Below are 22324 nucleotides of genomic sequence, written 5' to 3' on the forward strand. Positions count from 1 at the left end.
TAAACCGCCCCCGAGTAATCGTAGGGTATGGACGCCGAGCGCGAGGTACTCGACGTGTTGGCGCGGAACGCCCGCGAGGACATCGACGACATCGCGGCCCAGACGGGCCTCGACGCGGCGGCGGTAGCTGACGCGATCGACGCGCTGGAGGGCGACGGCGTCGTCCACGGCTACCAAGCCGTGGTCGACTGGGACCGCGTCGAGGAGGGGAAGATCCGCGCCGTCGTCGAGATCAACGTGGAACTCGACCGCGAGACGGGGTACGAGCAGGTCGCGGACCGGATCGCGAAGTTCCCCGCCGTCGACGCCTTACACCTGGTCTCGGGCGACTACGACTTCGCCGTCGAGGTGCTCGGCGAGAACATGCAGGACGTCTCCGAGTTCATCTCCGAGCAGGTCGCGCCGATGCCGGCGGTCACCCAGACCGTGACCCACTACATCATGGAGACGTACAAGGACGGCGGGATCCGGTTCGAGGACGGGGACGACGACGACCGCCTCTCCGTGTCGCCATGAGGATCTCGGACCGCGCGCGCACCCTCCCGGAGTCGGGGATCCGGAAGTTCTTCGAACTCGCTGAGGCGCGCGACGACGTGATCTCGCTGGGGGTCGGCGAGCCCGACTTCTCGGCGCCGTGGGCCGCCCGCACCGCCGCGATCGACTCGCTCGAACGCGGGAAAACGTCCTACACCGCGAACCGCGGGATGGCCGCGCTCCGCGAGCGTGTCGCCGCGCACCACGAGCGCTACGACCAGTCGTACGACCCGTCCGAAGAGGTCCTGGTCACCACCGGCGCGAGCGAGGCGGTCGACCTCGCCTTCCGCGCGCTCGTCGACCCCGGCGACACCGTGGCGGTCCACGAGCCGACGTACATCTCCTACGGACCGGGGATCGAACTGGCAGGCGGCGAGCGGCTGACGGTCCCCACGCGCGCCGCGGACGATTTCGCGCTCACCCGGGAGTCGCTGGAGGCCGCGGGCGCGGCCGACGCTGACCTGCTCGTGCTGTGTTACCCGAACAATCCCACGGGCGCGACGATGACCGACGAGCAACTCGCGGAGGTCGCGGCGTTCTGCCGCGACAACGAGCTCCGCGTGGTGGCCGACGAGATATACGCCGCGCTCACGTACGGGGGCGACCACGCCTCGATCGCGACTCAGCCGGGGATGCGCGAGCGCACGGTCGTCGTCAACGGCTTCTCGAAGGCGTACGCGATGACCGGACTGCGGCTGGGGTACGCGCTGGGGCCGACCGACGCGATCGACGCGATGAACCGGATCCACCAGTACACGATGCTGTCGGCGCCGACGACGCCGCAGTACGCGGCGATCGAGGCGCTCGACCGCTGCGACGACGAAGTGTCGGAGATGGTCGAGGAGTACAACCGCCGCCGGCGGCTGGTCGTCTCCCGGTTCAACGAGCTGGGCCTCGACACCTTCGAGCCGGGCGGCGCCTTCTACGCGTTCCCCGAGTGCGGCGGGGACGACGAGGCGTTCGCCGAGGAGCTGCTGGAGGCGCAGGGCGTCGCCGTCGTCCCGGGGTCGGTCTTCGGCGAGGGCGGAGAAGGGCACCTCCGGGTGTCGTACGCGACCTCGATGCGCGAGCTGAAGGAGGCGACCGACCGGATCGCGGCATTCGTCGAAGGACGCTGAGGCCGCGGTCGCGGCGCAGTCCCCGTCGCGATACGGCCGTCGCGGGGCGCCTGACGCGCTGGTGGCACACTCGCGGCGCGTAAACGAACAACTACTTCCAAATTTATTTCTGTTCGCCAAAGATTATCACGCTCGATCCTGATGTTTGAGCCATGGAGTTCCAGCTAACCGACGAACAGAAGCAGCTGCGCGAGGAGGTACGGAAGTTCGCCGACGAGGAGATCCGACCGGTCGCGACCGAGTACGACGTCGACGAGGCGTACCCCCACGAGGTGATGGACAAGGCCGCCGACATGGGGCTGCTCGCGCCGCATGTCCCGGTCGAGTACGGCGGGATCGGCTACTCCTCGCTGGAGAACGCCATCCTCACCGAGGAGCTGTTCGCGGCCGACCCCGGGATCGGGCTCTGTATCTCGAGCGCCGGGTTCGGCGCCGAGGCGCTGATGGAGTTCGGCACCGAGGAACAGAAGGAGCGCGTCCTTCCCGAAGTGACCGCGGGCGACGCAGTGATGGGGTCGGCCATCTCCGAGCCGCAGGCCGGCTCGGACGTGACGAGCGTGACGACGCGGGCGGAGAAGGACGGTGACGAGTGGGTCATAAACGGGTCGAAGATGTGGATCACGAACGGCACCGTCGCGGACTACTTCGTCGTCGTCTGCGAGACGGACCCCGATATCGACGACCGCTACTCGGGCTACTCGCAGATCCTCGTCGAGGGCGACCGCGACGGGCTCACCCGCGACAAGATAACCGGGAAGCTCGGCATCCGCGCGAGCGACACCGCGGAGCTCCGCTTCGACGACGTGCGGGTGCCGGAGGAGAACCTGATCGGCCAGCGCGGGATGGGATTCCTCCAGCTCATGCAGTTCTTCGACGAGACGCGGACCGCGGTCGCCGCGCAGGGCGTCGGCATCGCCCGCGGCGCGGCCGAGCGCGCGCTGGAGTACGCCGAGGAGCGCGAGCAGTTCGGCCGCTCCATCTCCGACTTCCAGGCGATCAAACACAAGCTCGCGGAGATGCACACGAACACCGAGGCCGCCCGCTGGCTCACCTACCGCTCCGCGTGGGCGGTCGACAACGAGGCCGGCGACCTGACCGCGCTCGCGTCGATGGCCAAGGAGTTCGCCTCCCGGACCGCGGTCGAGGTCGCCGACGAGGCGGTCCAGATCCACGGCGGCGCCGGCTTCGTCAACGACCACGACGTCGAGCGGCTCTACCGCGACGCGAAGATCACGCAGATCTACGAGGGGACGACCGAGATCCAGAAGAACATCGTCGCCCGCGAACTGCTCGACGAGGGGGTGTGAGGGCGGCGACGGACCGCCGGTCGCCCGCGACCGACATCTAAAACCCCCGGTAGGCCTATATCGTCGGTATGAACGAGGAGGAGGCCCTCGGAGAGGGTAACGACGCGCGCTTCGAGGGCGGCGACAGGGCGGACCCGGAAGAGCGCCTCAAGCGACAGCGCGACGATCTACAGCTGCTGAACCAGGTGATGCGCCACGACATCCGCAACGATCTCCAGCTCGTCGGGGCGTACGCCGAACTGCTCGACGACCACGTCGACGAGGAGGGGCGGGAGTACCTCGACGTGATCAAGCGGAACACGCAGAGCGCCGTCTCGCTCACCACGACGGTCCGCGACCTCGCCGAAGTGATGCTCCGCGAGGACGCCGAGCCGAGCCGTGTCGCGCTCGACCGGGTCCTCTCACAGCAGGTCGAGGAGGTGCGGTCCGCGTACTCAGAGGCCGTCTTCACGGTGGAGGGCTCGTACCCGGAGGTCGAGGTCGTCGGCGACGAGATGTTGAGCTCGGTGTTCCGGAACCTCCTGCGGAACGCGGTCCAGCACAACGACGAGACCCCGCCGAAGGTGACGGTGTCGGCGACCGTCGACGAGGGCGAGGGCGTCGCCGAGGTCCGCGTCGCCGACAACGGGCCGGGGATCCCCGAAGGCCAGCGCGACGAGATATTCGGGAAGGGGGAGAAGGGCCTCGACAGCCCGGGCGCGGGGATCGGGCTGTACCTCGTCCGCTCGCTCGTCGAGATTTACGGCGGGGGCGTGTGGGTCGAGGACAACGAGCCGAGGGGCGCTGTCTTCGTCGTCAGGCTTCCGCTCTGCTCGGAGTGACCCCGCGACGCGCCGTGTCGCGGCGGCTCACTCGTCGTCGTACTCCATCGCGACCGAGTTGATGCAGAACCGCTTCCCCGTGGGCTCCGGGCCGTCGTCGAACACGTGCCCGAGGTGCGAGTCGCAGTTCGCGCACCGGACCTCGGTGCGGCGCATCCCGTGGCTGGTGTCCACCGTCGTCGTCACCGACTCCTCCTCGGCGGCGTAGAAGGCGGGCCAGCCGCAGCCGGACTCGTACTTCGTCTCGGCCTCGAACAGGACCGTGCCGCAGGCGCGACACTTGTACTCCCCGTCGTCGGGGTGGTGGTCGACGTACTCGCCGGAGAACTTCGCCTCCGTGCCGCTCTCGCGCAGCACGCGGTACTCCTCGTCGGAGAGTCGCTCGCGCCACTCGTCGTCGGTCAGCTCCGCCGGGTCGCGCTCGTCTGTCTCGCTCATACCCCCGATACGCGCCCCACGGGCAAGGGGGTTGCGACGGGCGAGCCGCGGAGAAGTTGCGGCCCGCGGCCCCAAACGGTATCCACCCGGCGGTCCGATTCGCGCCCATGGCACGCGAAGTCACGCACGAAGACCGGGGGCCGACGATACTGGACGACGACGACAAGGGGGACGACGGCCTGATCTACGTCTGTCGGTGCGGGCTCTCCGACTCGCAACCGCTCTGTGACGGCTCGCATAGGGCCACGGCCGACGAGGAAGACGGCGTCGTGTACAAGTACGAGGACGACGACGCCGACGGCGAGCGCCGCGAGGTCGACGGGATCGCGTTCGAAGATGCGTAGCGGCGGGCCGCCGAGCGCGACGGCGCCGGCGGTCAGATCACGCCCATCTCCCCGAGCCGCTCGGGGAGGTAGGTGTCGGTGACGAAGTCGAGCCCGCGGCTCGCGAGGGACTGCTGTTCGGACTTCTTGCCGATGTCGAGCTGGAGCTCGATCTGCTCTTCCCAGTAGTCCGTCTGGAACCGCGGGTCCTCCAGCTCGGATTCGAGGGCGTTGATGTCCGAGTCGGATAGCGGGTCGGAGGGGAGGTCGTACTCGACGATGTCCTCGGGCTGGATCCCGATGAACCGCGCCTCGGGCGTCGCGAGGTACTTCGAGAGATGTGCGGACTTGATCGAGCCGTACGCGACGGAGCCGTAGATCCGGTAGGACCACGGGTCGCCGTCGGTGAACACCACGACCGGGAGGTCCAGCTCGTCGCGGAAGCGCTTCGTGAGCCGGCGGGTGGCGCGGGCGGGCTGGCCGCCGAGGTGGACCACGAGGGCGTCGTGGGCCTCGTCGAACCCGTTCTCGACCAACCGGTCACGCATCCCGCCGGTCTCGACGCAGAGGACGAACTCGGCGTCGTTGTCGAGGAACTCGATGGTGTCCGGGTTGTTCGGGATCTGGTAGCCGCCCTGCCCCACGTCGAGCTGACAGTGGATCTCGCGTTCACCGCGGTTGGTCTGCTCGCGGAGGAGCAGCGGCCCCATCACCTTCGCGCCCGACTCCTCCGGGCGCATGTGGAAGTCCTCGCGGGTGACGCCCGTGACGATCTCTAAGTCCTCCACGAGGTCGTTCGACTCGTCCTGGGAGTTGAACTGCGCCTCGTCGTTGTCCCACGACTCCGACAGGTAGTACAGCTCACGCAGCGTCGACGAGCGATCGTCGTCGAGCTGGTTCGCGAGGAACTCGATCGTGTAGGCGGCTTTCAGCAGCTTGCGCGCGCCCCGCACCGAGTTCGCGCTTCGCGTCGAGGTGCGGTCGCCGTAGGTCCAGACGCCGCTCTCCTCGTCGTACTCGATGTTGCTCTTCGTCCGCGTGGGGAGCGTCATCTCCGGAATCGACCCCGCCGCGAACTGGTCGTAGAAGTCGGCGGCCAGGTCGATCAGCTCGTCTCGTGCGTCGCTTTCGGTCGTCATTAGTCGTTCACCGTGAGTTTCTCGGTCTCCACGCCGCCGACGCTGACCTCGAACTCGGGGTCGCCGTCGACCGCGTACGTCAGTTCTCGCTCGTCGCCCGAGGGGACCTCGGGCTTCCACTGGACGAACCACTCGCCGTCCATATCCACCACCGTTCCGTCGGAGAGGTCGGTCGGCTCCGCCGAGACGATGTCGGTGATCTCCAGCTCCTCGTTCACGTCCGAGTGGTTCTCGACGGTGAGCGTCACCGCCTCGCCGTTCACCTCGCGCTCGACGCTGACGTTGTTCATGATCCGCGCCAGGGCCCCGTCGATGTCGGGGCGCGGCCGGCCGGTGACCTCCGAGACCTTGTCGGCCATCTCCGGGAGGATGCGACCGAGCACGTCCTGTTTCTCCCGGCGCTGCTGCATCGAGCGCCGCTTACTGAGGAACGACTTCAGTTCGCGGGCGGCCTCCCGGACCGCGAGCTCGATCTCGTCTTCGATCTCGGGGACGTTCGCGAGCGCGTCCTTCGACTCACTCGTGAACGGGACGTTCGTGGAGGCGACGTGGATGCTGATGACGGCCGGCCCGTTCGGCATCCCCGACCCCCCGGGCTGGTCTAACCCGTAGTTGCGCCACCCGATCTGTTTTATCACGTCCGTCGTCGCGCAGGCGCCCCGCTGGTAGACGAGCGGGACGCGGTTGGCGAACCGGAGCAGCTCGACCGACCCCTCGGCGGGGATCTCGCCGCCGTACGCGATCCCGGCCTCGACGATGAACGGGTCGCCGCCGTGGACCTCGGCGTCGCGGGTCGCCGCCGCGTAGAAGTCGGCGTCGTACTCCTTCCGTAGCCCGGCCTCGACCAGCTCCGCCGTGATCGGTGCGAGACACCCGGTCGGCGGCGCGAGGATGTCCGTCGTCCGCATCGCCTCTAGGAGGTCGGCCGCGGCGTCGCGGTCGCCCGCGATCGACTTCACCTTCGGCGGGTCGTCTGGCACGGTCCGCGCCCGCGACCAGAACGCCTCGACGACGTTCTCGCGCGCGGTCTCGCCGAAGGTCGCGTCGTGCTGCTCGGCGACGAACGACGCCGCGTCCGCGACGAGGCGTTCGAGGTCGTCGCGGGTGGTCCGGAACGCGTCGCCGTCGAGGTTCTCGAACCGGCGCGCGAGCGCCTCGGCCATCGCCTGAACCGCGGCGTCGTCCTTCCGCGTCGACGTGGCCTCGTCGACCAGCGCGTACACGTCGGGGACGAGCGGGGACTCCTCGGGGTCGTCGGCCCCGCCGTCGCCGCTCGACGCCGCGGCCTCCTCGTCCGCGCCGCCGCGGCCGGTGACCGCCCGCCACCCGGCGTCGACCGCGTTCTCGCGGACGGTCCCGCCGAACGTCTTTCCGGTGTCGTCCTCGACCGTCTCCGCGACGTTGTCGACGATGTCGGCGAGCTCGGAGCGGGTGATCCGGTCGTTGTTCCCGACCGTCTCGGCGACGCCCGCTGCGAAGGCGTTCGTCGCTTCCGCGCCCTTGTTGGCGACGGCCTCGGAGACCGCGCTCGCGATATCGCGGTCGTCGTGCGCTCGGGGCGGCGACCACGACAGCTCGCGGCCGTAGTACACGTCCCGGAAGTTGTCGATCACGCTGTCGGCGGTCTTCTTGCCGACCCGTGTGAACTCCTCTTGGAGGAACCCGGAGACCGAGTACGACTCGGTCGCCTCCAGCATCTTGATCAGCGTGCCGAGCTCGACGCCGTGGGGGTGCGGACGGATCTCCTCCGTCTCCGCCGGCAGCTCGTCGGTGGCGCGCTCGAACTTCATCGGCTCGTCGAGCCCCGGCTCGCGCAGTTCGAGCCGTGCGTGGGGGTTGACGACCGCGGTGTGTTTCACGTAGTCGTGGAGCTGCTGGCGGGCGCGCATGTTCGCCTCCATCTCCAGCTCGATCCGGGTCCCGTGGGGGCGGTCCCACGTCGTCTCCTCGTCGGCCTGGATCTCCGGCTCGTTCGTGTCCGTATCGATGATGAGCTCGAAGTACTGCGCCCGCGATTGGCCCTTCGGCCGCGAAGTGATCTTCGCCGGCTGGCCCGAGGTCAGCTGCGAGTACAGGACGGCCGCCGAGATCCCGATCCCCTGCTGCCCGCGGGACTGCTCGCGGGCGTGGAACCGGCTGCCGTACAGGAGCTTTCCGAACACCTTCGGAAGCTGTTCTTTCGTGATCCCAGGCCCGTTGTCCTCGATGACGAGCCGGTAGTAGTCGCCCACCTCCTCGATCTCGATGTAGATGTCGGGGAGGACGCCGGCCTCCTCGGTCGCGTCGAGGGCGTTGTCGACTGCCTCCTTGACAGCGGTGACGAGCCCCCGGGCGCCCGAGTCGAACCCGAGCATGTGTTTGTTCTTCTCGAAGAACTCGGCGATGGAGATCTCGCGCTGGCCCTCGGCCAGCTCCTCCGCGATCCCCTCCTCGTCGCCGATCGTCGACTGGAAGGACGTCATTCGGTACTCACTCCTTTCCCCGAGGCACCTAAAAACGCACCGGCGGCGCGGTGAAAGTGTATCCCCGCGGAAGAAGCCGTCTCCGACGGATGCGTGTGCCGCTCTCACGTGACAGTTCTCGGGACGCGTCTGAACTTGCTATCCCGTCGTACCGTCGGCCGCCCGGTCGTTACATTGAAATAATTTAAATTTATTGATTAATGTGGCACGGTGATGTGTCACAGACCAGCATTCGTGCCGGGAGGGAGCACTGAAATGACAGACGACGCGAGTGGCGAGGCGAACCGAGCGCGAACCACGACCCGACCGCCGGAGCCGGACCGACGGGCGGTACTCCGAGGCGCGGCCGCGACCGGCGCCGCCCTCGTCTGGGGCACGTCGACCGCCGTCGGCGAACCGAGAAGTGGGAACGGCGCCGGCGTCCGCGCTGCGGGCGGGTTCCCACCGAAGGGGATCACGACCTACGGCCGGAGCGTCGACCTCGGAAACGGCTCGGTCAGGACGTTCACCACCGAGACCCCGTCGGGCGAGCCGAAGTACCACGGCGTGGAGTTCGACCGGACGGCGCTGGAGGGCCTCCCGAACGCCGGCGAGCTCGAAGCGGCCAACCACCGGGCCGAGACCGACAAGTACCGCGCGGGCGGGCAGGCGACGCAGGTCCACTTCAAGCAGTCGCTCCAGTTCTTCGTCCCGTTCCCAGCCGCGGAGCGGACGCCGTTCACGTTCCTCGGGCTCAACTGGAATCCGGGCGGCCACTTCGGCGGGGCGGGCGCGTGGCTCAAGCCGCACTTCGATATTCACTTCCACATGCTCGATCCGGCGACCGTCGACGCCGTCGACGGACCTCGACTCCCGCCGTACGACACCGGGAACGGGGAGTACGCGCCCGGCAGTCCGCAGCCGGATCCCGACGGCGAGGTGACGGAGACGCGGTTCGATTACGACCAGCTCCCCGAGGGGTACGCGCGGTCGCCCGAGCCGGTCGCCGACCAGCGGTACATCACCGACATGGGCGAACACACGGCTCCCGCGGACGCGCCGGAACTCCCGGACGGCCCGGGCGAGCCGGGGGACCCGGACGCGTTCGCGAATACGCTCATCCAGGGGTTCATCGCACCCGACGAGAGCGAGCCGCCGCGGTTAGCGTTCGTCGAACCGATGATCACGCGGGACTTCCTCAGGGGCTTCGAGGGGCGGGAGACGTACGCGGTCCCGCAGCCGGACACGTACCCGCACGCCCGACGGCACCCGACCGAGTACGCCGTCCGCGACGTTCCGTCCGCGGACGCGGTGGCCGTCGTGTTGCGCGGGTTCGAGGAGACCTGATTTCGGAGCGTCGCCGCCCCGTCCCGGGGACGCTCTCGGGCGACGGTTCGGCCGCCGACAGGTTTCTCCCCGTGACGCCCCTTCCTCCGTCCATGTCAGGATGGACGGCCGACGAGATGCCGCGGTTGGACGGGAAGACGGTGGTCGTCACCGGGGCGAACAGCGGACTCGGGTTCGAGGGGACCCGGGAGTTCGCCGCGAGGGGCGCGACCGTCGTGATGGCGTGTCGGGGCGTCGAGCGCGCCGAGGCGGCGGCCGACGAGGTCCGGGCGGACGCCAGGGGCGGCCTCGACGGCGACCTCGACGTCCGCGAGTGCGACCTCGCGTCGCTCGACTCGGTGGAGGCGTTCGTCGAGGGCCTGCGGGACGACTACGACGCCGTCGACGTACTCTGTAACAACGCCGGCGTGATGGCGATCCCGCGTAGCGAGACCGAGGACGGCTTCGAGACGCAGTTCGGCGTCAACCACCTCGGCCACTTCGCGCTCACCGGACGGCTGTTCGACCTCCTCGACGCCGCCGAGGGGATCGGCGGTGACGCCCGCGTCGTCACGCAGTCCTCGGGGGCCCACGAGCAGGGCGAGATGGACTTCTCGGATCTCAACTGGGAGCGGTCGTACGGGAAGTGGCAGGCGTACGGACGCAGCAAGCTCTCGAACCTGCTGTTCGCCTACGAGCTCCAGCGCCGGCTCGACGCCGCGAGCGACGGGGACGGCGACCCGGGGATCCGCAGCGTCGCCTGCCACCCCGGCTACACCGACACGAACCTCCAGATGCGGACCGCCGAGGAGAGCGGGAACCCGCTGATGAAGGTCGGCATGAAGGCCGCGAACGCGGTCCTCGGGCAGGACGCCGATATCGGCGTCGAGCCGATGCTGTACGCGGCCACCGCCGACGTCGACGGCGGGGCGTACGTCGAGCCGGGCGGCCTGATGAACATGCGCGGGCACCCGACCGTCGGGCGGTCGAACGACGCCTCCTACGACCGGGACGACGCCCGGAAGCTCTGGGAGTACTCGACCGAGGCGACCGGCGTCGAGTACCCGGTGTAGGCGGTTTTCGCGCGCCGCTCGCGCGGCCGCGGCTCGCTCGGTCCGTCCCTCAGTGAAGCGTCCCGTCCCGGACGTGGGCGTCGTGCGCGAACAGCGCGTAGCCCACATCGACCGGCCGGTAGCCCGTCTCGTCGGCGATCGCGCGGATCGGCTCGATCATCGTCACGTAGTCGGCGGCGTCGAACGACTCCTTGCGCCCGTCGAGGTAACCCAGCCGCTCCAGAGACGCCCAGACCCGCGTGTCGACGACGGCGTGCCGATCGCCGTCGAGCGCGGCCACCACGCACGACGCGGTCGCCGCTTTGAACCCGGCGAGGCCGGTGATGAGGTGGATCGACGAGAAGTCGCCGTCGACGGCGCGCGCGTTGCGCGTCACCTCGCGGCAGCGCGCCTCGGGATTCTTCTCGACGTGGTACGCGCTCCGCGTGGACGACTCGTAGGCGATCTCGTACAGCTGATCCCGCGTCAGGTGCCCCTGCGAGCGGTACCGCTCGCCGAACTCGTCGAGCCGCTCCGGGAGGACGCCCTGCGTCTCGGCGTAGCGGTCGAGGTTCTCGGCGACGAACGCGTCGAGGTCGTCGAGGTGGCTGTTAGGGTCGTCGGCCTCCATGTAGAAAGCTCGTCGCTCGGCGAGTAAAACGGCGACGCCGTCGGCGGGAGGGAGAGACAGCGAGGGCGTCGGCCGACGGACGAACGACGGCGCCGTCGCTCGCGGTGCGTAATATACACGGAACGCGTTTCGAGAGCTGTCCGAGTTCGCCGGTAGCGGATGCCGCCGGACGAGTTACAGCCGAGTGAGGTTCGTCGCGCGCGGACCCTTGTCCGCCTCCTCGATCTCGAACTCTACCTCCTGTCCCTCCTCGAGGTCCGGGCCGCCGACGTCTTCCATGTGGAAGAACACGTCCTCGTCAGCGTCGTCAGTCTCGATGAATCCGTAGCCGCCGGTGTCGTTGAAGAAGTCGACCTTGCCTGTCGCCATCGCGGATCAACTGTCGCCCGACGAGGTGATAAGTGTTGTGTGCCGCGTTCGTGGGGAGGAAATAGGGTCGAGTTCGGGCGAAACCCTCCGGTAGCTTCGGATTCTAAATTTCCTCTCTTCTCAGGCTTTGGTTTCGAATGGGAAAACGCACTAAGGGAGTATCCCGTAGTAGTACCTAAGATGAGTGCCAGAACGACCCACCTCGACATCACGGGGATGAGCTGCGCCAACTGCTCGGCGGCGGTCGGCGACGCCGTCGAGTCGCTGGACGGCGTCTCGCGGGCGGACGCGAACTACGCGACCGACGAGGCGAGCGTCGAGTACGACCCGGAGGCGACGTCGCTCGCGGCGATCTACGACGCGATCGAGGACGCGGGCTACGGGGCGGTCTCGGAGACGGCGACCGTCGCCATCACCGACATGTCGTGCGCGAACTGCGCGGACGCCAACCGCGACGCCCTCGAGTCCGTGCCCGGCGTCGTCGACGCCGACGTGAACTACGCGACGGACGAGGCGCAGGTCCGATACAACCCCGCCGAGACCTCGCGGGCGGCGCTGTACGACGCCGTCGAGGACGCGGGCTACTCGCCGGTCCGCGAGGACGAGGACTCGAACGGCGAGGGGGAGGACGGCGACTCTGGCGAGAGCGCGCGCGACGCGGCTCGGAACGCGGAGATCAGAAAGCAGCTCCGGCTGACGCTGTTCGGCGCCGCGCTGGCCGCGCCGCTGCTGTTCTTCATGGCCGACAAGCTCCTCCTCGGGGGCGCCGTCGTCCCGGAGCGGGTCCTCGGCGTCGAGATCGGCTGGGTCCAGTTCGCGCTCGCGACGCCGGTCCAGCTGGTGCTCGGGCGGCCGTTCTACAGGAACTCGTACAAGGCGCTCGTCACGAACGGCCGCGCCAACATGGACGTGCTGATCGCGCTGGGGTCGTCGACGGCGTACGTTTACTCCGTCGCCGTCCTCCTCGATCTGGTCGCCGGGAGCGTCTACTTCGACACGGCGGCGCTGATCCTCGTCTTCATCACGCTCGGCAACTACCTCGAAGCCCGCTCGAAGGGACAGGCCGGCGACGCGCTGCGGAAGCTCCTGGAGATGGAGGCCGACACCGCGACCCTCGTCGACGAGGACGGGACCGAGCGCGAGGTCCCGATCGACGAGGTCGCGGTCGGCGACCGGATGAAGGTCCGCCCCGGCGAGCAGATCCCGACCGACGGCGTCGTCGTCGAGGGACAGTCCGCGGTCGACGAGTCGATGGTGACCGGGGAGTCCGTCCCGGTCGAGAAGGGCGAGGGCGACGAGGTCGTCGGCTCGACGATAAACGAGAACGGCCTCCTCGTCGTCGAGGCGACGAAGGTCGGCGCGGACACCGCGCTCCAGCAGATCGTTCAGACGGTGAAGGAGGCGCAGTCCCGCCAGCCCGACATCCAGAACCTCGCGGACCGGATCTCCGCGTACTTCGTGCCCGCGGTCATCGCGAACGCGCTGTTCTGGGGCGTCGTCTGGTTCCTCTTCCCCGAGGCGCTCGCGGGCTTCGTCGACTCGCTCCCGCTGTGGGGGCAGGTCGCGGGCGGACCCGGTTCGACCGGCGGGACCATCTCGGTGTTCGAGTTCGCCGTCGTCGTGTTCGCCTCGTCGGTGCTCATCGCGTGTCCCTGCGCGCTCGGGCTCGCGACCCCGGCCGCGACGATGGTCGGGACCACCATCGGGGCGCGGAACGGCGTCCTGTTCAAGGGCGGCGACGTCCTCGAACGCGCGAAAGACGTCGACACGGTCGTGTTCGACAAGACGGGAACGCTCACGGCGGGCGAGATGGAGCTCACCGACGTGGTCGCGACCGGTGAGGTCCCCGACGGCGGCGCGGTCGCCGAGCGCGGCGACGCGGCGGCGACGGACGACGCGACGGCGACGGCCGAAGACGAGATCCTCCGGCTCGCCGCTAGCGCCGAACGCGGCAGCGAACACCCCCTCGCCCGGGCGATCGTCGACGGTGCCGAGGCGCGCGGCCTCGACCTCGGCGAGCCCGAGTCGTTCGAGAACATCCCGGGGCACGGAGTCAGAGCCACCGTCGACGGCGACGAGGTACTCGTCGGCAACCGGAAGCTGCTGCGCGACGCCGGGATCGACCCCTCGCCCGCGGCGGACGCGATGGAGCGGCTCGAACGCGAGGGGAAGACGGCGATGCTCGTCGCGCGGGTCCCCGCCGGCGCGGACGACGGGGAGCTCCTCGGCGTCGTCGCCGACGCGGACACGGTGAAACCGAGCGCAAAGGACGCGGTGAGCCAGCTCCGCGAGCGCGGGGTCGACGTGATGATGATCACGGGCGACAACGAGCGCACGGCCCGCGCGGTCGCAGAGCAGGTCGGCATCGACCCCGAGAACGTCCGCGCCGGCGTCCTCCCCGAGGACAAGTCCGACGCGGTCGAGGCGATCCAGCGCGACGGCCGTCGGGCGATGATGGTCGGCGACGGCGTCAACGACGCCCCCGCGCTGGCGGTCGCGTACGTCGGCACCGCGATCGGCTCCGGGACCGACGTGGCGATCGAGGCCGCCGACGTGACGCTGATGCGCGACGACCCGCTCGACGTGGTGAAGGCGATCCGCGTCTCCGACGCGACGCTCCGGAAGATCAAACAGAACCTCGTGTGGGCGCTCGGCTACAACACCGCGATGATCCCGCTCGCGTCGCTCGGGCTGCTCCAGCCCGCCCTCGCGGCCGGGGCGATGGCGTTCTCGTCGGTGTCGGTGCTGACGAACAGCCTCGCCTTCCGCCGGTACGATCCCGACGGAGACTACGCGCTCCTCGGGTTCCTGCGGCGCTGAACGCCACCGACGGTCCCTCGTCGGGCTCTCTCCCCGACTCTCTCGGCTCGCCGTCCCGAAGTCCCAAGACGGCGCGGAGCGTACGACGGCGCATGTCCACCCTCCTCGTCGTCGGCGGCAGCGGGTTCATCGGACGCGGCGTCTGTCGGTTCGCGGTCCGCGACGGCCACGAGGTCCGCAGCGTCTCGCGGGGCGGCCGCCCGGACCTCGCCGCCGACTGGGTCGACGGCGTCTCGTGGACGAGCGCCGACCTCTTCCGGCCGAACGCGTGGCGCGATCGCCTCGACGGCGTCGACGCCGTGGTTCACGCCGTCGGGACCCTCACCGAGGCGCCGACCGACGGCGTGACCTTCGAGCGCGTCAACGGCGACGCGGCCCTCCTCGCGGCGCTGGAGGCGGAGCGGGCCGGCGTCGACGCGTTCGTCTTCCTCTCCGCGGCCGGGAAGCCGCCCGGCGTCCGGAACGCCTTCCTGACGGCCAAGCGACGCGCCGAGACCGGGATCGCCGACCTCGACCTCGACGCCGTCACCCTCCGACCGGGACCGGTGTACGGGGAGGGACAGCCGCACGTTCCCGGCGTGGTCGACCGCCTCCTCCGGTTCGTCGCGAGCGCGCGGCCGATCGCGTCCCGGCTCGGCGAGTCGCGGCCGCTCTCCGTGGACACGGTCGCGCGGGCGACGTACCGCGCCGCGCTGGATCCGGACGAGCGGTTACTCGACGTCGGTGATATTCGCGAACTCGCCGGGTGAACGGCGAGAGTAATCGGGCGCGTTAGCGCGCGCTCTGCTCTTTGGCGATCTCCAGCGAGATGAAGAAGCCGAAGTAGGCGGGGATCCCCGCGAGCATGAACATGTACAGCACCCACTGCGGGGCCGCCGAGAAGGCGACGTTGTACAGCGACGACGCGAGCCCGACCCACACGAGCGCGAACAGCAGGTCCTGTAACATTCCGGTGCCGTTCTCGCTGAGTACGTGCCGGGCGCGGTCGGCGACGCTCGGGTCGGTCAGCTCGTCGTCCGGCGTCTCCGCGGCGTCCGAGTCGGGCATATGGTGAGTGGCTGAGGGGGATACGTCGGTGTTGCGGAATCGCGCGGCGTCGACCGCGCGGCGAGTCGATCCGTCCGTCGGCGAGGAACCGAACCTCGGGGTTCAGTCCTCGTCGAGGTAGTCGACGACGAGGACGGGGACGTGCGTCGAGCGCAGGGTACGCTCCGTGACGCTGCCGAGCAGGGCGCGGCGGACGCCCGCGCGGCCGTGGCTCCCCATCACGATGATGTCGATATCGTGATTCTCGGCGTAGTCGGCGATCACCTTGTGGGGTCGCCCGCCCGCGACGTGTTCGACGACGTCGACATCGCGCTCGGCGCCACGGTCGGCGACGACGCCGGTCGCCGCTTCGGCCTGTTCTTTCAGCTCGTCCATCTCGTCGAACCGACCCTGCTTGATTCGGTCCACCTGTTCGGTCCCGAGGCTGATGTTCACGGAGTCGATGTCGACGACGTACAGCGCGTGGACCTCGGCGTCGTACTTCTCCGCGAGGTCGAGGGCGTGGTCGACCGCTGCCTCCGCGACGTCGCTGCCGTCGGTGGGAACGAGGATGCGGTCGTACATTATCGCTCCTCCTCCGTCGTCTCGTCGTCAACTGCGCGACCACCGTCCGTCGCGACGTCTTCACCGCCGTCGGCGACCACGTCCTCGGCGGTCTGCTGTTGCCCCATCGGTTCGGGACTGTGACACTGGCGCACCATCCGCTTGGTCTCCAGTGGCGGTTCCGGCGTCGCCATCGAGACGACAATCGTGACGAGGAACACGAGCGGCGTTCCGATTAAAGCAGCGCCGATCGGCGGGACGTACTGGGCGTAGATCGGGACGATCGCCTGTCCGGAGCCACCGGCGATGTCGGCGAGGAAGCCCAGGTAGGCGGGCAGGACGCTGTTGATGATCGAAGTGATCCACAGCAGGAGACCGACGGACATCCCGGCCAAGGCCCCCTGGCGGTTGGTGTTCTCCCACCAGAGCCCGAGGAAGAACATCGGGAACAGCACGGTGCCGGCGAGCGAGAACGCGTAGGCGACGAGTTCACCGATGAGCGCCGGCGGGTTGAACGCGGTGACAGTGACCAGGGCGCCGATGCCGATGATGGTCGCCCGCCCGATGAGCACCTGCTGGCGCTGGGTCGCGTCGGGGTTGATGAGCTCCGAGTAAATGTCGTGTGCGACGGCCGAAGAGGCCGTGATGAACAGTCCGGCGGTCGTCGCGATGGCCGCGGCCATCCCGCCGGCGGCGACGAGGCCGACGAACCAGCGCGGCAGGCTCGCGAACTGGGCGGCCAGCACGACGATAACGTCCCCTTCCGCGCCGGACATCGCCTGTTGACCGCTGTAGACGGCGTCCGGGGAGAGGTTGTTGACCGCGGCGAACAGGTCGACGCCGAAGGCGGCCATCGCCGGCGCGGCCCAGTACAGGAGCATGATGAAGAACAGCCCCGAGACCGTCGACCACCGGGCCGTGCGCTCGTTTTTGACCGTGTAGAACCGGACCAAGACGTGCGGGAGTCCGCAGGTCCCGACGATGAGCGAGAACGCCGTCGCGACCCAGAGGTAGTAGCTGTTCCCGCCGATGAACGGTTCGGAGAACTGCCGGCTGAGTTCGCTGAACAGGGTGCCGTACTCGATCTGCGGAAGCACGGTGGAGTAGCCCTGCGAGAAGCCGACGACGTAGACGCCCGCGAGGAACGCGATGATGAGGATAACGTACTGGACGGCCATGTTCTTCGTCGCGCCCAGCATTCCGGAGAGCGCGAGGTACCCGACCGTTATGGTCATCATCACGACGATCATCGGGACGATGTCGAGCCCGAAGACGTACTGGCCGACGAGCCCCATCCCGCGGGCCTGGCCCACGGAGTAGACGTACGCGATGAGCAGCGTCGTGAACGCGGCCAGCGCGCGTGCCATCGGGGAGTTGAACCGGTCCGCGACGAAGTCCGGCGCAGTGTACTTCCCGAACCGGCGCATTTGCGCCGCGAGGAAGATGAGCAGGACGAAGTACCCGGTGGTCCAGCCGACGATGAACGCCAGCCCGTAGAATCCGGACAGCGCGACTAGCCCCGCGAGGCCGAGATACGAGGCGGCCGACATCCAGTTGGCGCCGATCGCCATCCCGTTCTCGATGTTGCCGATACCCCGGCCGGCGACCCACATGCCCTCGGCGTCCGCCACCTTGAACACGAACCCGATGACGAGGAACGAGGCCATCATCAGGAAAACGATGATCGCCGGGAGGAGCTTGAACGAGATGTCGAGCGCCTCAGCTTGAAGCGGGGCCATCATCCCTGCTGCCCCCCGTCGTCGACGCTCCCGGAGTCCGCGGGCTCCGCGGCGGTGTGTTCGATGCCGTACTTATCGTCCAACTTGTCGCGCTGACGGGCGTAGACGGCCGCCAAGACGAGGGCGCTCGTCGGCGCTCCGAAGGCGACGAGGAAGTAGTGGAGGGGGAACCCGAGCACCGGTACCGTCGTCGTCGTCATCGGCCCCGGAGCGAGCATCGTCAGTGTCACCGGGCCGAAGACGGCAAGCGCCCAGACGATGAATCCGGTCCAGACGATCCTGAGATGGTCCCGCATGTACGCGGTGCTCGGTTTCAGCAGGTTCACCTCTTCGCTGAGGTAGTCGGTGTCCCTGTGCGTCTGTGCGGCTCCGGCAGAGGCGACGCCCCCGTCGGTGGCCGCGTCGTCGGATGCGCGGCCCCCGTCGGTGACCGCGTCGTCGGATGCGCGGCCCCCGTCGGTGACCGCGTCGTCCCGTTCGCGTGAGGTATTATCTGTCATGTTTTGGCGTGAGTCGTGAGTTTGTTTATCTGAGTTTTTCGTGATAGTTGCCGTCGCGTCGTCCGTCGTGGTCGTGGCTGAGACGGATCAAAAACGGTGCGCCGAGCGCTACTCGGCGTCGGCCTTCTGCTGGATCTCCTCGACGATCTCGGGGTTCCGAAGCGTGCTCGTGTTCCCGAGCTCCTTGCCGTCGGCGATGTTCTCCAGCAGGCGGCGCATGATCTTCCCGGATCGGGTCTTCGGCAGGTCGGGCGTGAACACGACCTGCTCGGGTCGGGCGATCGGGCCGATGGCGTCTTCGACGCCCGCGACGATCGCGTCGCGGAGCTCGTCGTCGCCCTCGTAGCCGTCCTCGGTCGTCACGTAGGCGTACACCGCCTCGCCCTTGATGTCGTGATTGCCGCCGACGACGGCCGCCTCCGCCACCCCTTCGACCCCGACGATGGCGGACTCGATCTCCATCGTCCCCAGCCGGTGGCCGGAGACGTTGAGCACGTCGTCCACGCGGCCGAGGACGGTAATGTAGCCGTCCTCGTCGATCTTCGCCCCGTCCTCCGGGAAGTACACCCAGTCGTCGGGGTCGTCGCTGTCGGTGTCGGAGTACTCCGCCCAGTACTCCTCGATGTAGCGCTCGTCGTTGTTGTACAGCGTCCGGAGCATGCCGGGCCACGGCTTCTGTACCGTGAGGTACCCCGCCTTCCCGGGCTCGACCTCCTCGCCGAGCGTGTCGAGTATCTGAACGTCGAGCCCCGGCAGCGGCGGTCCCGCGGCGCCGGGCTTCATGTCCTTGACGCCGGGCAGCGTGGTCACCATCATCCCGCCGGTCTCGGTCTGCCACCACGTGTCCACGATCGGGCACTCCTCGTCCCCGATGTGCTGGTAGTACCACTTCCACGCGCGCGGGTTGATCGGCTCGCCGACCGTGCCGAGCAGGCGCAGCGAGGAGAGGTCGTGACGGTCGGGGTACTCCGCGCCCCACTTCATGAACGCGCGGATCGCCGTGGGCGCCGTGTACAGCTGGGTCGCCTCGTACTCCTCGACGATCTCCCAGAGCCGGTCCTGCTCGGGGTGATCGGGCGTCCCCTCGTACATCATCGTCGTCGTGCCGAGCGAGAGCGGCCCGTAGACGATGTAGGAGTGACCGGTGATCCACCCGATGTCGGCCGAGCAGAAGTACGTGTCATCCGGCTTGATGTCGAGGACGGACTGCGAGGTCCACGACACCCACGAGAGGTACCCGCCGGTCGTGTGTTTCACGCCCTTCGGCTTCCCGGTGGTTCCCGAGGTGTACATCAGGAACAGCATGTCCTCGGCGTCCCGGGTGACGGGCTCGACCTCGGCGCCCTCGTGGGCCGCGACGAGGTCGCCGTAGTCGAGCTGGTCGCCGCCGAGGTCGTGACCGAAGTCGTCGCCGTTCGGCCCGAGCCGGTCGACGACGACGGTCGTGGTGTCGTGGTCGACGCCCGCGAGCCCCTCGTTCGCCTTGTCGAGGTGGTCGAGCGGGTCGCCGCGGCGGTAGTAGCCGTCGCAGGTGACGAGGTACTCCGACTCCGCGGCGTTCATCCGCGTCGCGAGCGCGTCGGCCGAGAACCCGGCGAACACGACGCTGTGGGGCGCGCCGATGCGAGCGCACGCCAGCATCGCGATCGGCAGCTCCGGGATCATCGGCATGTACATCGTGACCACGTCGTCCTCCTCGACGCCCTGCTCCCGAAGGGCGGCGGCGAACTCGTTCACCTCGCGGTGGAGCTCCTCGTAGGTGTACGAGCGGTCGTCCTCGTCGACGGGCTCGCCGACCCACTCGATGGCGACCTCGTCGCCGCGGTCGTCGAGGTGTCGGTCGAGGCAGTTCGCCGACGCGTTCAGCTCGCCGCCGGTGAACCACTCGTAGAACGGCGGGTCGTCGTCGTCGAGCACCCGGTCGTAGTCGGTTTCCCACTCCAGCAGGTCGGCGGCCGTCTCCCAACACTCCGGCCAGTTCTCCTCGAACTCCTCGTATATCTCCGGGTCGGAGACGTTCGCCTGCTCGACGAACGACTCCGACGGCTCGAACACCTCTTGCTCCGCTAATCTCGCTTCCAGTTGGCCGTCTCCCTCTGTCATGGTACGGTCGTATCCAACCAATATCACCATATAAACGCTGACGCTAAATACGAAAAATCGTGATGGATACCCCGGCGAGGCGCCCTCGACCCCTACTCGTCGGCGCCGACGATCCTCCCGTCCTCGCGGGAGGCCCGATCTCCGTCCTCCTCGAAGACGCCGTCGAGCAGGGCGCGCTGGGCCTTTCGGAGGTGGTTGTGGAACGTCGGGGAGGAGACGTCCATCGCGTCGGCGACCTCCTCGGCCGTGCTGCCGCGCGGCCAGTCGAAGTACCCGCCGTGGTACGCCGCCGACAGCGCGGCCCACTGGCGGTCGGTGAACCGGTCGGCGATCCCGTCCCGCAGCGCCGACTCCGTGCGCGGCGAGCGCGCGACCGACTCCTTGCTCGCCAGCCTGACGCCCGCGAACCGGTCGCGGAGCCCGTCGGCGACGGGCCTGACGTTCGTTCCCTCCGGGAAGTCGGCGACGACGCGGACCCGCCCGTCTGCGGCCGACGCGTCGCGCACCGTCGCCCCGTGGTCGATGAGCGCCCTCACGAGCGACCCGCCCGCGAGGCGCACCGACGCCGAACACCCGTCCTCCCGGGTCTCGATCACGCGGAAGTCGGAGACGCCCCTGACTTCCTCGACGACGGTCGCGAACTCCTGCGGACCGGCCCCGTCGACGGAGAGGTACGCCCGGGAGACCTCGTCGTCGACGTCGACGGTCGAGGCCAGTTCGATCCGGCAGTCCAGCCGCTCGCTCGCCCGGGCGAGGAACGCGCCGTCGTCGGTCGCGCGGAACTCGACCTCGGTGACCGCGTCGGAGTGGAGCAGCTCCCGCCACCGGTCCGCGGTGATCAGCCGACCGAGGCAGCGTCCGAGGACCGCGAGCGAACGCGTCTCCGCGTCGTCGACCGGGTCTGCGGCGGCGGCGACGACGCAGAGCGCGCCGTGGACCGCGCCCTCGTAGGCCGCCGGCACCGCGACCGCGGGCCGGCCGCCGGTCTCCTGTCGGCCGTCGGTCGAGACCGGCGCCTCGTCGGCTATCGCGTCCTGCCACGGGCCCCGCGCGGACACGTCGCGCTCCGCGAGCGTCGCCCGGTCGACGCCCGCGGTCGCGGCGATCTCGACCCGCTCGCCCCCGACCGCCCGACGGGCGAACCACGCCTCTGTCCAGCGGTCCGCCTCGGTCAGCCCGGCGGCGACGGCGGCGACGGGGTCTGACGGCCCGGACTCAGTGAGCGCCTCGAACCCCGGGAGGACGGTCGTCCCGGTCCGCCCGACGGTGGCGTCGGCGTCGGCGCCGGCGTCGACGGCGAGGGCGGCCGCCAGCGCCTCCCCGTCGAGCGGGTCGAGGTACGGGTCGAGCGTGCCGAGCGACTCCCAGCCGCCGGCGTCGCGGACGGCGCGCGGGTCGACATCTCGGTCGACGAGGTGCCGTCTGGCGAACGTCTTCCGGAGGGCGCTCGGCGTGACCCGCTCCTCGGGGGCGGCGTCGGTGCGATTCGTCGCTCGCGCCGCTGTCTCGCGCACGATCATCTGGACCCGGCGGGGCGAGACGTCGACGTACGGGTCGTCCGCGCCGAGCCCCTCGCTCGTCGCGTACCGGTCGAGGTCGGCGGCCAACGAGGCCGGAACGACGGTCTCGCGGTCGATCCGCTCGTCGATGTCGGCCGGCGGCGCCCCGTCTCCGTCCTCACGCTCGCCGTCCTCGGCCGCCGGTACCGCGAGGAGCCGCGCGCCGGCGCCCGACTCCGCCTCGTGGAGGTGTCGCGGGGCGACGCGGGTTATCTCCTCCGTCCGGAGGCCGGCCTCGCCCGCCAGCCTGACGACGAGCGCCGCTCGATACGTCTCCGCGGCGGTGACGAGCGCGTCGTAGGCGTCCGCGTCGAGTCCGTCGACCATTCGTTTCGTGAACCAATAAGAAGCCGAAACAAAACTGTTCCGGAAACGCGGGTCTCGGTCCCCTGAGCTACCGCGTCGTCGCGAGATTCCTCCGTTCGGAAACGACGTTCCGGAGAAGTACTTCGCATCTGCTCGCATTCCCGAAATACTTCCGCCCGCACCCTCGCCAACGCGATCCCGCCCCGAC

General features: G+C 69.1%; 20 protein-coding genes. 9 read left to right on the forward strand and 11 right to left on the reverse strand.

Annotation, left to right across the window (positions count from 1 at the left end; genetic code table 11):
• Positions 1-27 precede the first annotated feature (27 nt).
• The 4 genes from Z052_RS08405 (at position 28) to Z052_RS08420 (ending at position 3780) form a co-directional block, all read left to right on the forward strand.
• Positions 28-516, forward strand: coding sequence for an Lrp/AsnC family transcriptional regulator (locus tag Z052_RS08405; RefSeq protein WP_049929596.1), 489 nt, complete (start codon positions 28-30; stop codon positions 514-516).
• Positions 513-1652, forward strand: coding sequence for a pyridoxal phosphate-dependent aminotransferase (locus Z052_RS08410; RefSeq protein WP_094519790.1), 1140 nt, complete (start codon positions 513-515; stop codon positions 1650-1652). Before Z052_RS08405 ends, Z052_RS08410 begins: the two co-directional genes overlap by 4 nt.
• Before the next feature lie 152 nt (positions 1653-1804).
• Positions 1805-2959 (forward strand): acyl-CoA dehydrogenase family protein, encoded by a 1155-nt coding sequence (locus Z052_RS08415; RefSeq protein WP_094519789.1) that lies wholly within the window; start codon positions 1805-1807, stop codon positions 2957-2959.
• Between the two features lie 68 nt (positions 2960-3027).
• Positions 3028-3780 carry a sensor histidine kinase KdpD gene (locus tag Z052_RS08420; protein ID WP_089307668.1) on the forward strand — a complete coding sequence of 251 codons (753 nt, stop codon included), beginning with the start codon at positions 3028-3030 and terminating at the stop codon, positions 3778-3780.
• Between the two features lie 27 nt (positions 3781-3807).
• Here the strand turns inward: Z052_RS08420 and msrB are convergent, their stop codons facing one another.
• Positions 3808-4218, reverse strand: coding sequence for a peptide-methionine (R)-S-oxide reductase MsrB (msrB, locus tag Z052_RS08425; RefSeq protein ID WP_049929592.1), 411 nt, complete (start codon positions 4216-4218; stop codon positions 3808-3810).
• 107 nt (positions 4219-4325) lie between these two features.
• On the opposite strand from msrB, the gene Z052_RS08430 reads away from it, so the two are divergent.
• Entirely contained in the window at positions 4326-4562 is a 237-nt protein-coding gene (locus Z052_RS08430) for a CDGSH iron-sulfur domain-containing protein (protein ID WP_094519788.1), read from the forward strand.
• A 32-nt stretch (positions 4563-4594) separates the two neighbouring features.
• On the opposite strand, the gene Z052_RS08435 is transcribed toward Z052_RS08430, so the two are convergent.
• Positions 4595-5680, reverse strand: coding sequence for a DNA topoisomerase IV subunit A (locus Z052_RS08435; RefSeq protein ID WP_049929589.1), 1086 nt, complete (start codon positions 5678-5680; stop codon positions 4595-4597).
• Positions 5680-8142 carry a DNA topoisomerase VI subunit B gene (locus tag Z052_RS08440; protein WP_094519787.1) on the reverse strand — a complete coding sequence of 821 codons (2463 nt, stop codon included), beginning with the start codon at positions 8140-8142 and terminating at the stop codon, positions 5680-5682. Before Z052_RS08440 ends, Z052_RS08435 begins: the two co-directional genes overlap by 1 nt.
• A gap of 255 nt (positions 8143-8397) precedes the next feature.
• Between Z052_RS08440 and Z052_RS08445 the strand changes: the two genes are divergently transcribed.
• Positions 8398-9468, forward strand: coding sequence for a hypothetical protein (locus tag Z052_RS08445; RefSeq protein WP_094519786.1), 1071 nt, complete (start codon positions 8398-8400; stop codon positions 9466-9468).
• Between the two features lie 92 nt (positions 9469-9560).
• A complete protein-coding gene (locus Z052_RS08450) occupies positions 9561-10520 on the forward strand; it encodes an oxidoreductase (protein WP_094519785.1) in 960 nt (319 codons plus the stop codon).
• Between the two features lie 49 nt (positions 10521-10569).
• Here the strand turns inward: Z052_RS08450 and Z052_RS08455 are convergent, their stop codons facing one another.
• Together Z052_RS08455 and Z052_RS08460 are read right to left on the reverse strand one after the other, a co-directional pair.
• Positions 10570-11130: a hypothetical protein gene (locus Z052_RS08455; protein ID WP_049929586.1), complete on the reverse strand. Its 561-nt coding sequence runs from the start codon at positions 11128-11130 to the stop codon at positions 10570-10572.
• A gap of 174 nt (positions 11131-11304) precedes the next feature.
• The gene (locus Z052_RS08460) at positions 11305-11499 is read right to left on the reverse strand and encodes a cold-shock protein (RefSeq protein WP_004045866.1); all 195 of its coding nucleotides are present in this window, start codon (positions 11497-11499) and stop codon (positions 11305-11307) included.
• Between the two features lie 180 nt (positions 11500-11679).
• Between Z052_RS08460 and Z052_RS08465 the strand changes: the two genes are divergently transcribed.
• Positions 11680-14319 (forward strand): heavy metal translocating P-type ATPase, encoded by a 2640-nt coding sequence (locus tag Z052_RS08465; protein WP_094519784.1) that lies wholly within the window; start codon positions 11680-11682, stop codon positions 14317-14319.
• Positions 14320-14411: 92 nt separating this feature from the next.
• Positions 14412-15068, forward strand: a complete 657-nt coding sequence (locus Z052_RS08470) for an NAD(P)-dependent oxidoreductase (RefSeq protein WP_049929584.1) — start codon at positions 14412-14414, stop codon at positions 15066-15068.
• A gap of 22 nt (positions 15069-15090) precedes the next feature.
• Here the strand turns inward: Z052_RS08470 and Z052_RS08475 are convergent, their stop codons facing one another.
• From Z052_RS08475 to Z052_RS08500, 6 genes are all read right to left on the reverse strand, one after another.
• Positions 15091-15366, reverse strand: coding sequence for a hypothetical protein (locus tag Z052_RS08475; RefSeq protein WP_089307662.1), 276 nt, complete (start codon positions 15364-15366; stop codon positions 15091-15093).
• Between the two features lie 102 nt (positions 15367-15468).
• Positions 15469-15930, reverse strand: coding sequence for a universal stress protein (locus Z052_RS08480; RefSeq protein WP_086215797.1), 462 nt, complete (start codon positions 15928-15930; stop codon positions 15469-15471).
• Complete coding sequence (locus Z052_RS08485) at positions 15930-17651, reverse strand: cation acetate symporter (RefSeq protein ID WP_049929581.1); 1722 nt, start codon at positions 17649-17651, stop codon at positions 15930-15932. Before Z052_RS08485 ends, Z052_RS08480 begins: the two co-directional genes overlap by 1 nt.
• Complete coding sequence (locus Z052_RS08490) at positions 17648-18148, reverse strand: DUF4212 domain-containing protein (protein WP_094519783.1); 501 nt, start codon at positions 18146-18148, stop codon at positions 17648-17650. Before Z052_RS08490 ends, Z052_RS08485 begins: the two co-directional genes overlap by 4 nt.
• Before the next feature lie 108 nt (positions 18149-18256).
• Positions 18257-20251, reverse strand: a complete 1995-nt coding sequence (gene acs, locus Z052_RS08495; RefSeq protein WP_089307659.1) for an acetate--CoA ligase — start codon at positions 20249-20251, stop codon at positions 18257-18259.
• A gap of 92 nt (positions 20252-20343) precedes the next feature.
• A complete protein-coding gene (locus Z052_RS08500) occupies positions 20344-22137 on the reverse strand; it encodes a bacterio-opsin activator domain-containing protein (RefSeq protein WP_094519782.1) in 1794 nt (597 codons plus the stop codon).
• Between the last annotated feature and the right edge of the window lie 187 nt (positions 22138-22324).

It is taken from the genome of Halorubrum sp. C191, assembly GCF_002727095.1.
Taxonomy (GTDB): domain Archaea; phylum Halobacteriota; class Halobacteria; order Halobacteriales; family Haloferacaceae; genus Halorubrum; species Halorubrum ezzemoulense.

Excerpts from the sequence above, each read along its gene's own strand:
- Z052_RS08405 (WP_049929596.1), top strand. The coding sequence starts at position 28 with ATGGACGCCGAGCGCGAGGTACTCGACGTGTTGGCGCGGAACGCCCGC.
- Z052_RS08410 (WP_094519790.1), top strand. The coding sequence starts at position 513 with ATGAGGATCTCGGACCGCGCGCGCACCCTCCCGGAGTCGGGGATCCGG.
- Z052_RS08415 (WP_094519789.1), top strand. The coding sequence starts at position 1,805 with ATGGAGTTCCAGCTAACCGACGAACAGAAGCAGCTGCGCGAGGAGGTA.
- Z052_RS08420 (WP_089307668.1), top strand. The coding sequence starts at position 3,028 with ATGAACGAGGAGGAGGCCCTCGGAGAGGGTAACGACGCGCGCTTCGAG.
- msrB (WP_049929592.1), bottom strand. The coding sequence starts at position 4,218 with ATGAGCGAGACAGACGAGCGCGACCCGGCGGAGCTGACCGACGACGAG.
- Z052_RS08430 (WP_094519788.1), top strand. The coding sequence starts at position 4,326 with ATGGCACGCGAAGTCACGCACGAAGACCGGGGGCCGACGATACTGGAC.
- Z052_RS08435 (WP_049929589.1), bottom strand. The coding sequence starts at position 5,680 with ATGACGACCGAAAGCGACGCACGAGACGAGCTGATCGACCTGGCCGCC.
- Z052_RS08440 (WP_094519787.1), bottom strand. The coding sequence starts at position 8,142 with ATGACGTCCTTCCAGTCGACGATCGGCGACGAGGAGGGGATCGCGGAG.
- Z052_RS08445 (WP_094519786.1), top strand. The coding sequence starts at position 8,398 with ATGACAGACGACGCGAGTGGCGAGGCGAACCGAGCGCGAACCACGACC.
- Z052_RS08450 (WP_094519785.1), top strand. The coding sequence starts at position 9,561 with ATGTCAGGATGGACGGCCGACGAGATGCCGCGGTTGGACGGGAAGACG.
- Z052_RS08455 (WP_049929586.1), bottom strand. The coding sequence starts at position 11,130 with ATGGAGGCCGACGACCCTAACAGCCACCTCGACGACCTCGACGCGTTC.
- Z052_RS08460 (WP_004045866.1), bottom strand. The coding sequence starts at position 11,499 with ATGGCGACAGGCAAGGTCGACTTCTTCAACGACACCGGCGGCTACGGA.
- Z052_RS08465 (WP_094519784.1), top strand. The coding sequence starts at position 11,680 with ATGAGTGCCAGAACGACCCACCTCGACATCACGGGGATGAGCTGCGCC.
- Z052_RS08470 (WP_049929584.1), top strand. The coding sequence starts at position 14,412 with ATGTCCACCCTCCTCGTCGTCGGCGGCAGCGGGTTCATCGGACGCGGC.
- Z052_RS08475 (WP_089307662.1), bottom strand. The coding sequence starts at position 15,366 with ATGCCCGACTCGGACGCCGCGGAGACGCCGGACGACGAGCTGACCGAC.
- Z052_RS08480 (WP_086215797.1), bottom strand. The coding sequence starts at position 15,930 with ATGTACGACCGCATCCTCGTTCCCACCGACGGCAGCGACGTCGCGGAG.
- Z052_RS08485 (WP_049929581.1), bottom strand. The coding sequence starts at position 17,651 with ATGATGGCCCCGCTTCAAGCTGAGGCGCTCGACATCTCGTTCAAGCTC.
- Z052_RS08490 (WP_094519783.1), bottom strand. The coding sequence starts at position 18,148 with ATGACAGATAATACCTCACGCGAACGGGACGACGCGGTCACCGACGGG.
- acs (WP_089307659.1), bottom strand. The coding sequence starts at position 20,251 with ATGACAGAGGGAGACGGCCAACTGGAAGCGAGATTAGCGGAGCAAGAG.
- Z052_RS08500 (WP_094519782.1), bottom strand. The coding sequence starts at position 22,137 with ATGGTCGACGGACTCGACGCGGACGCCTACGACGCGCTCGTCACCGCC.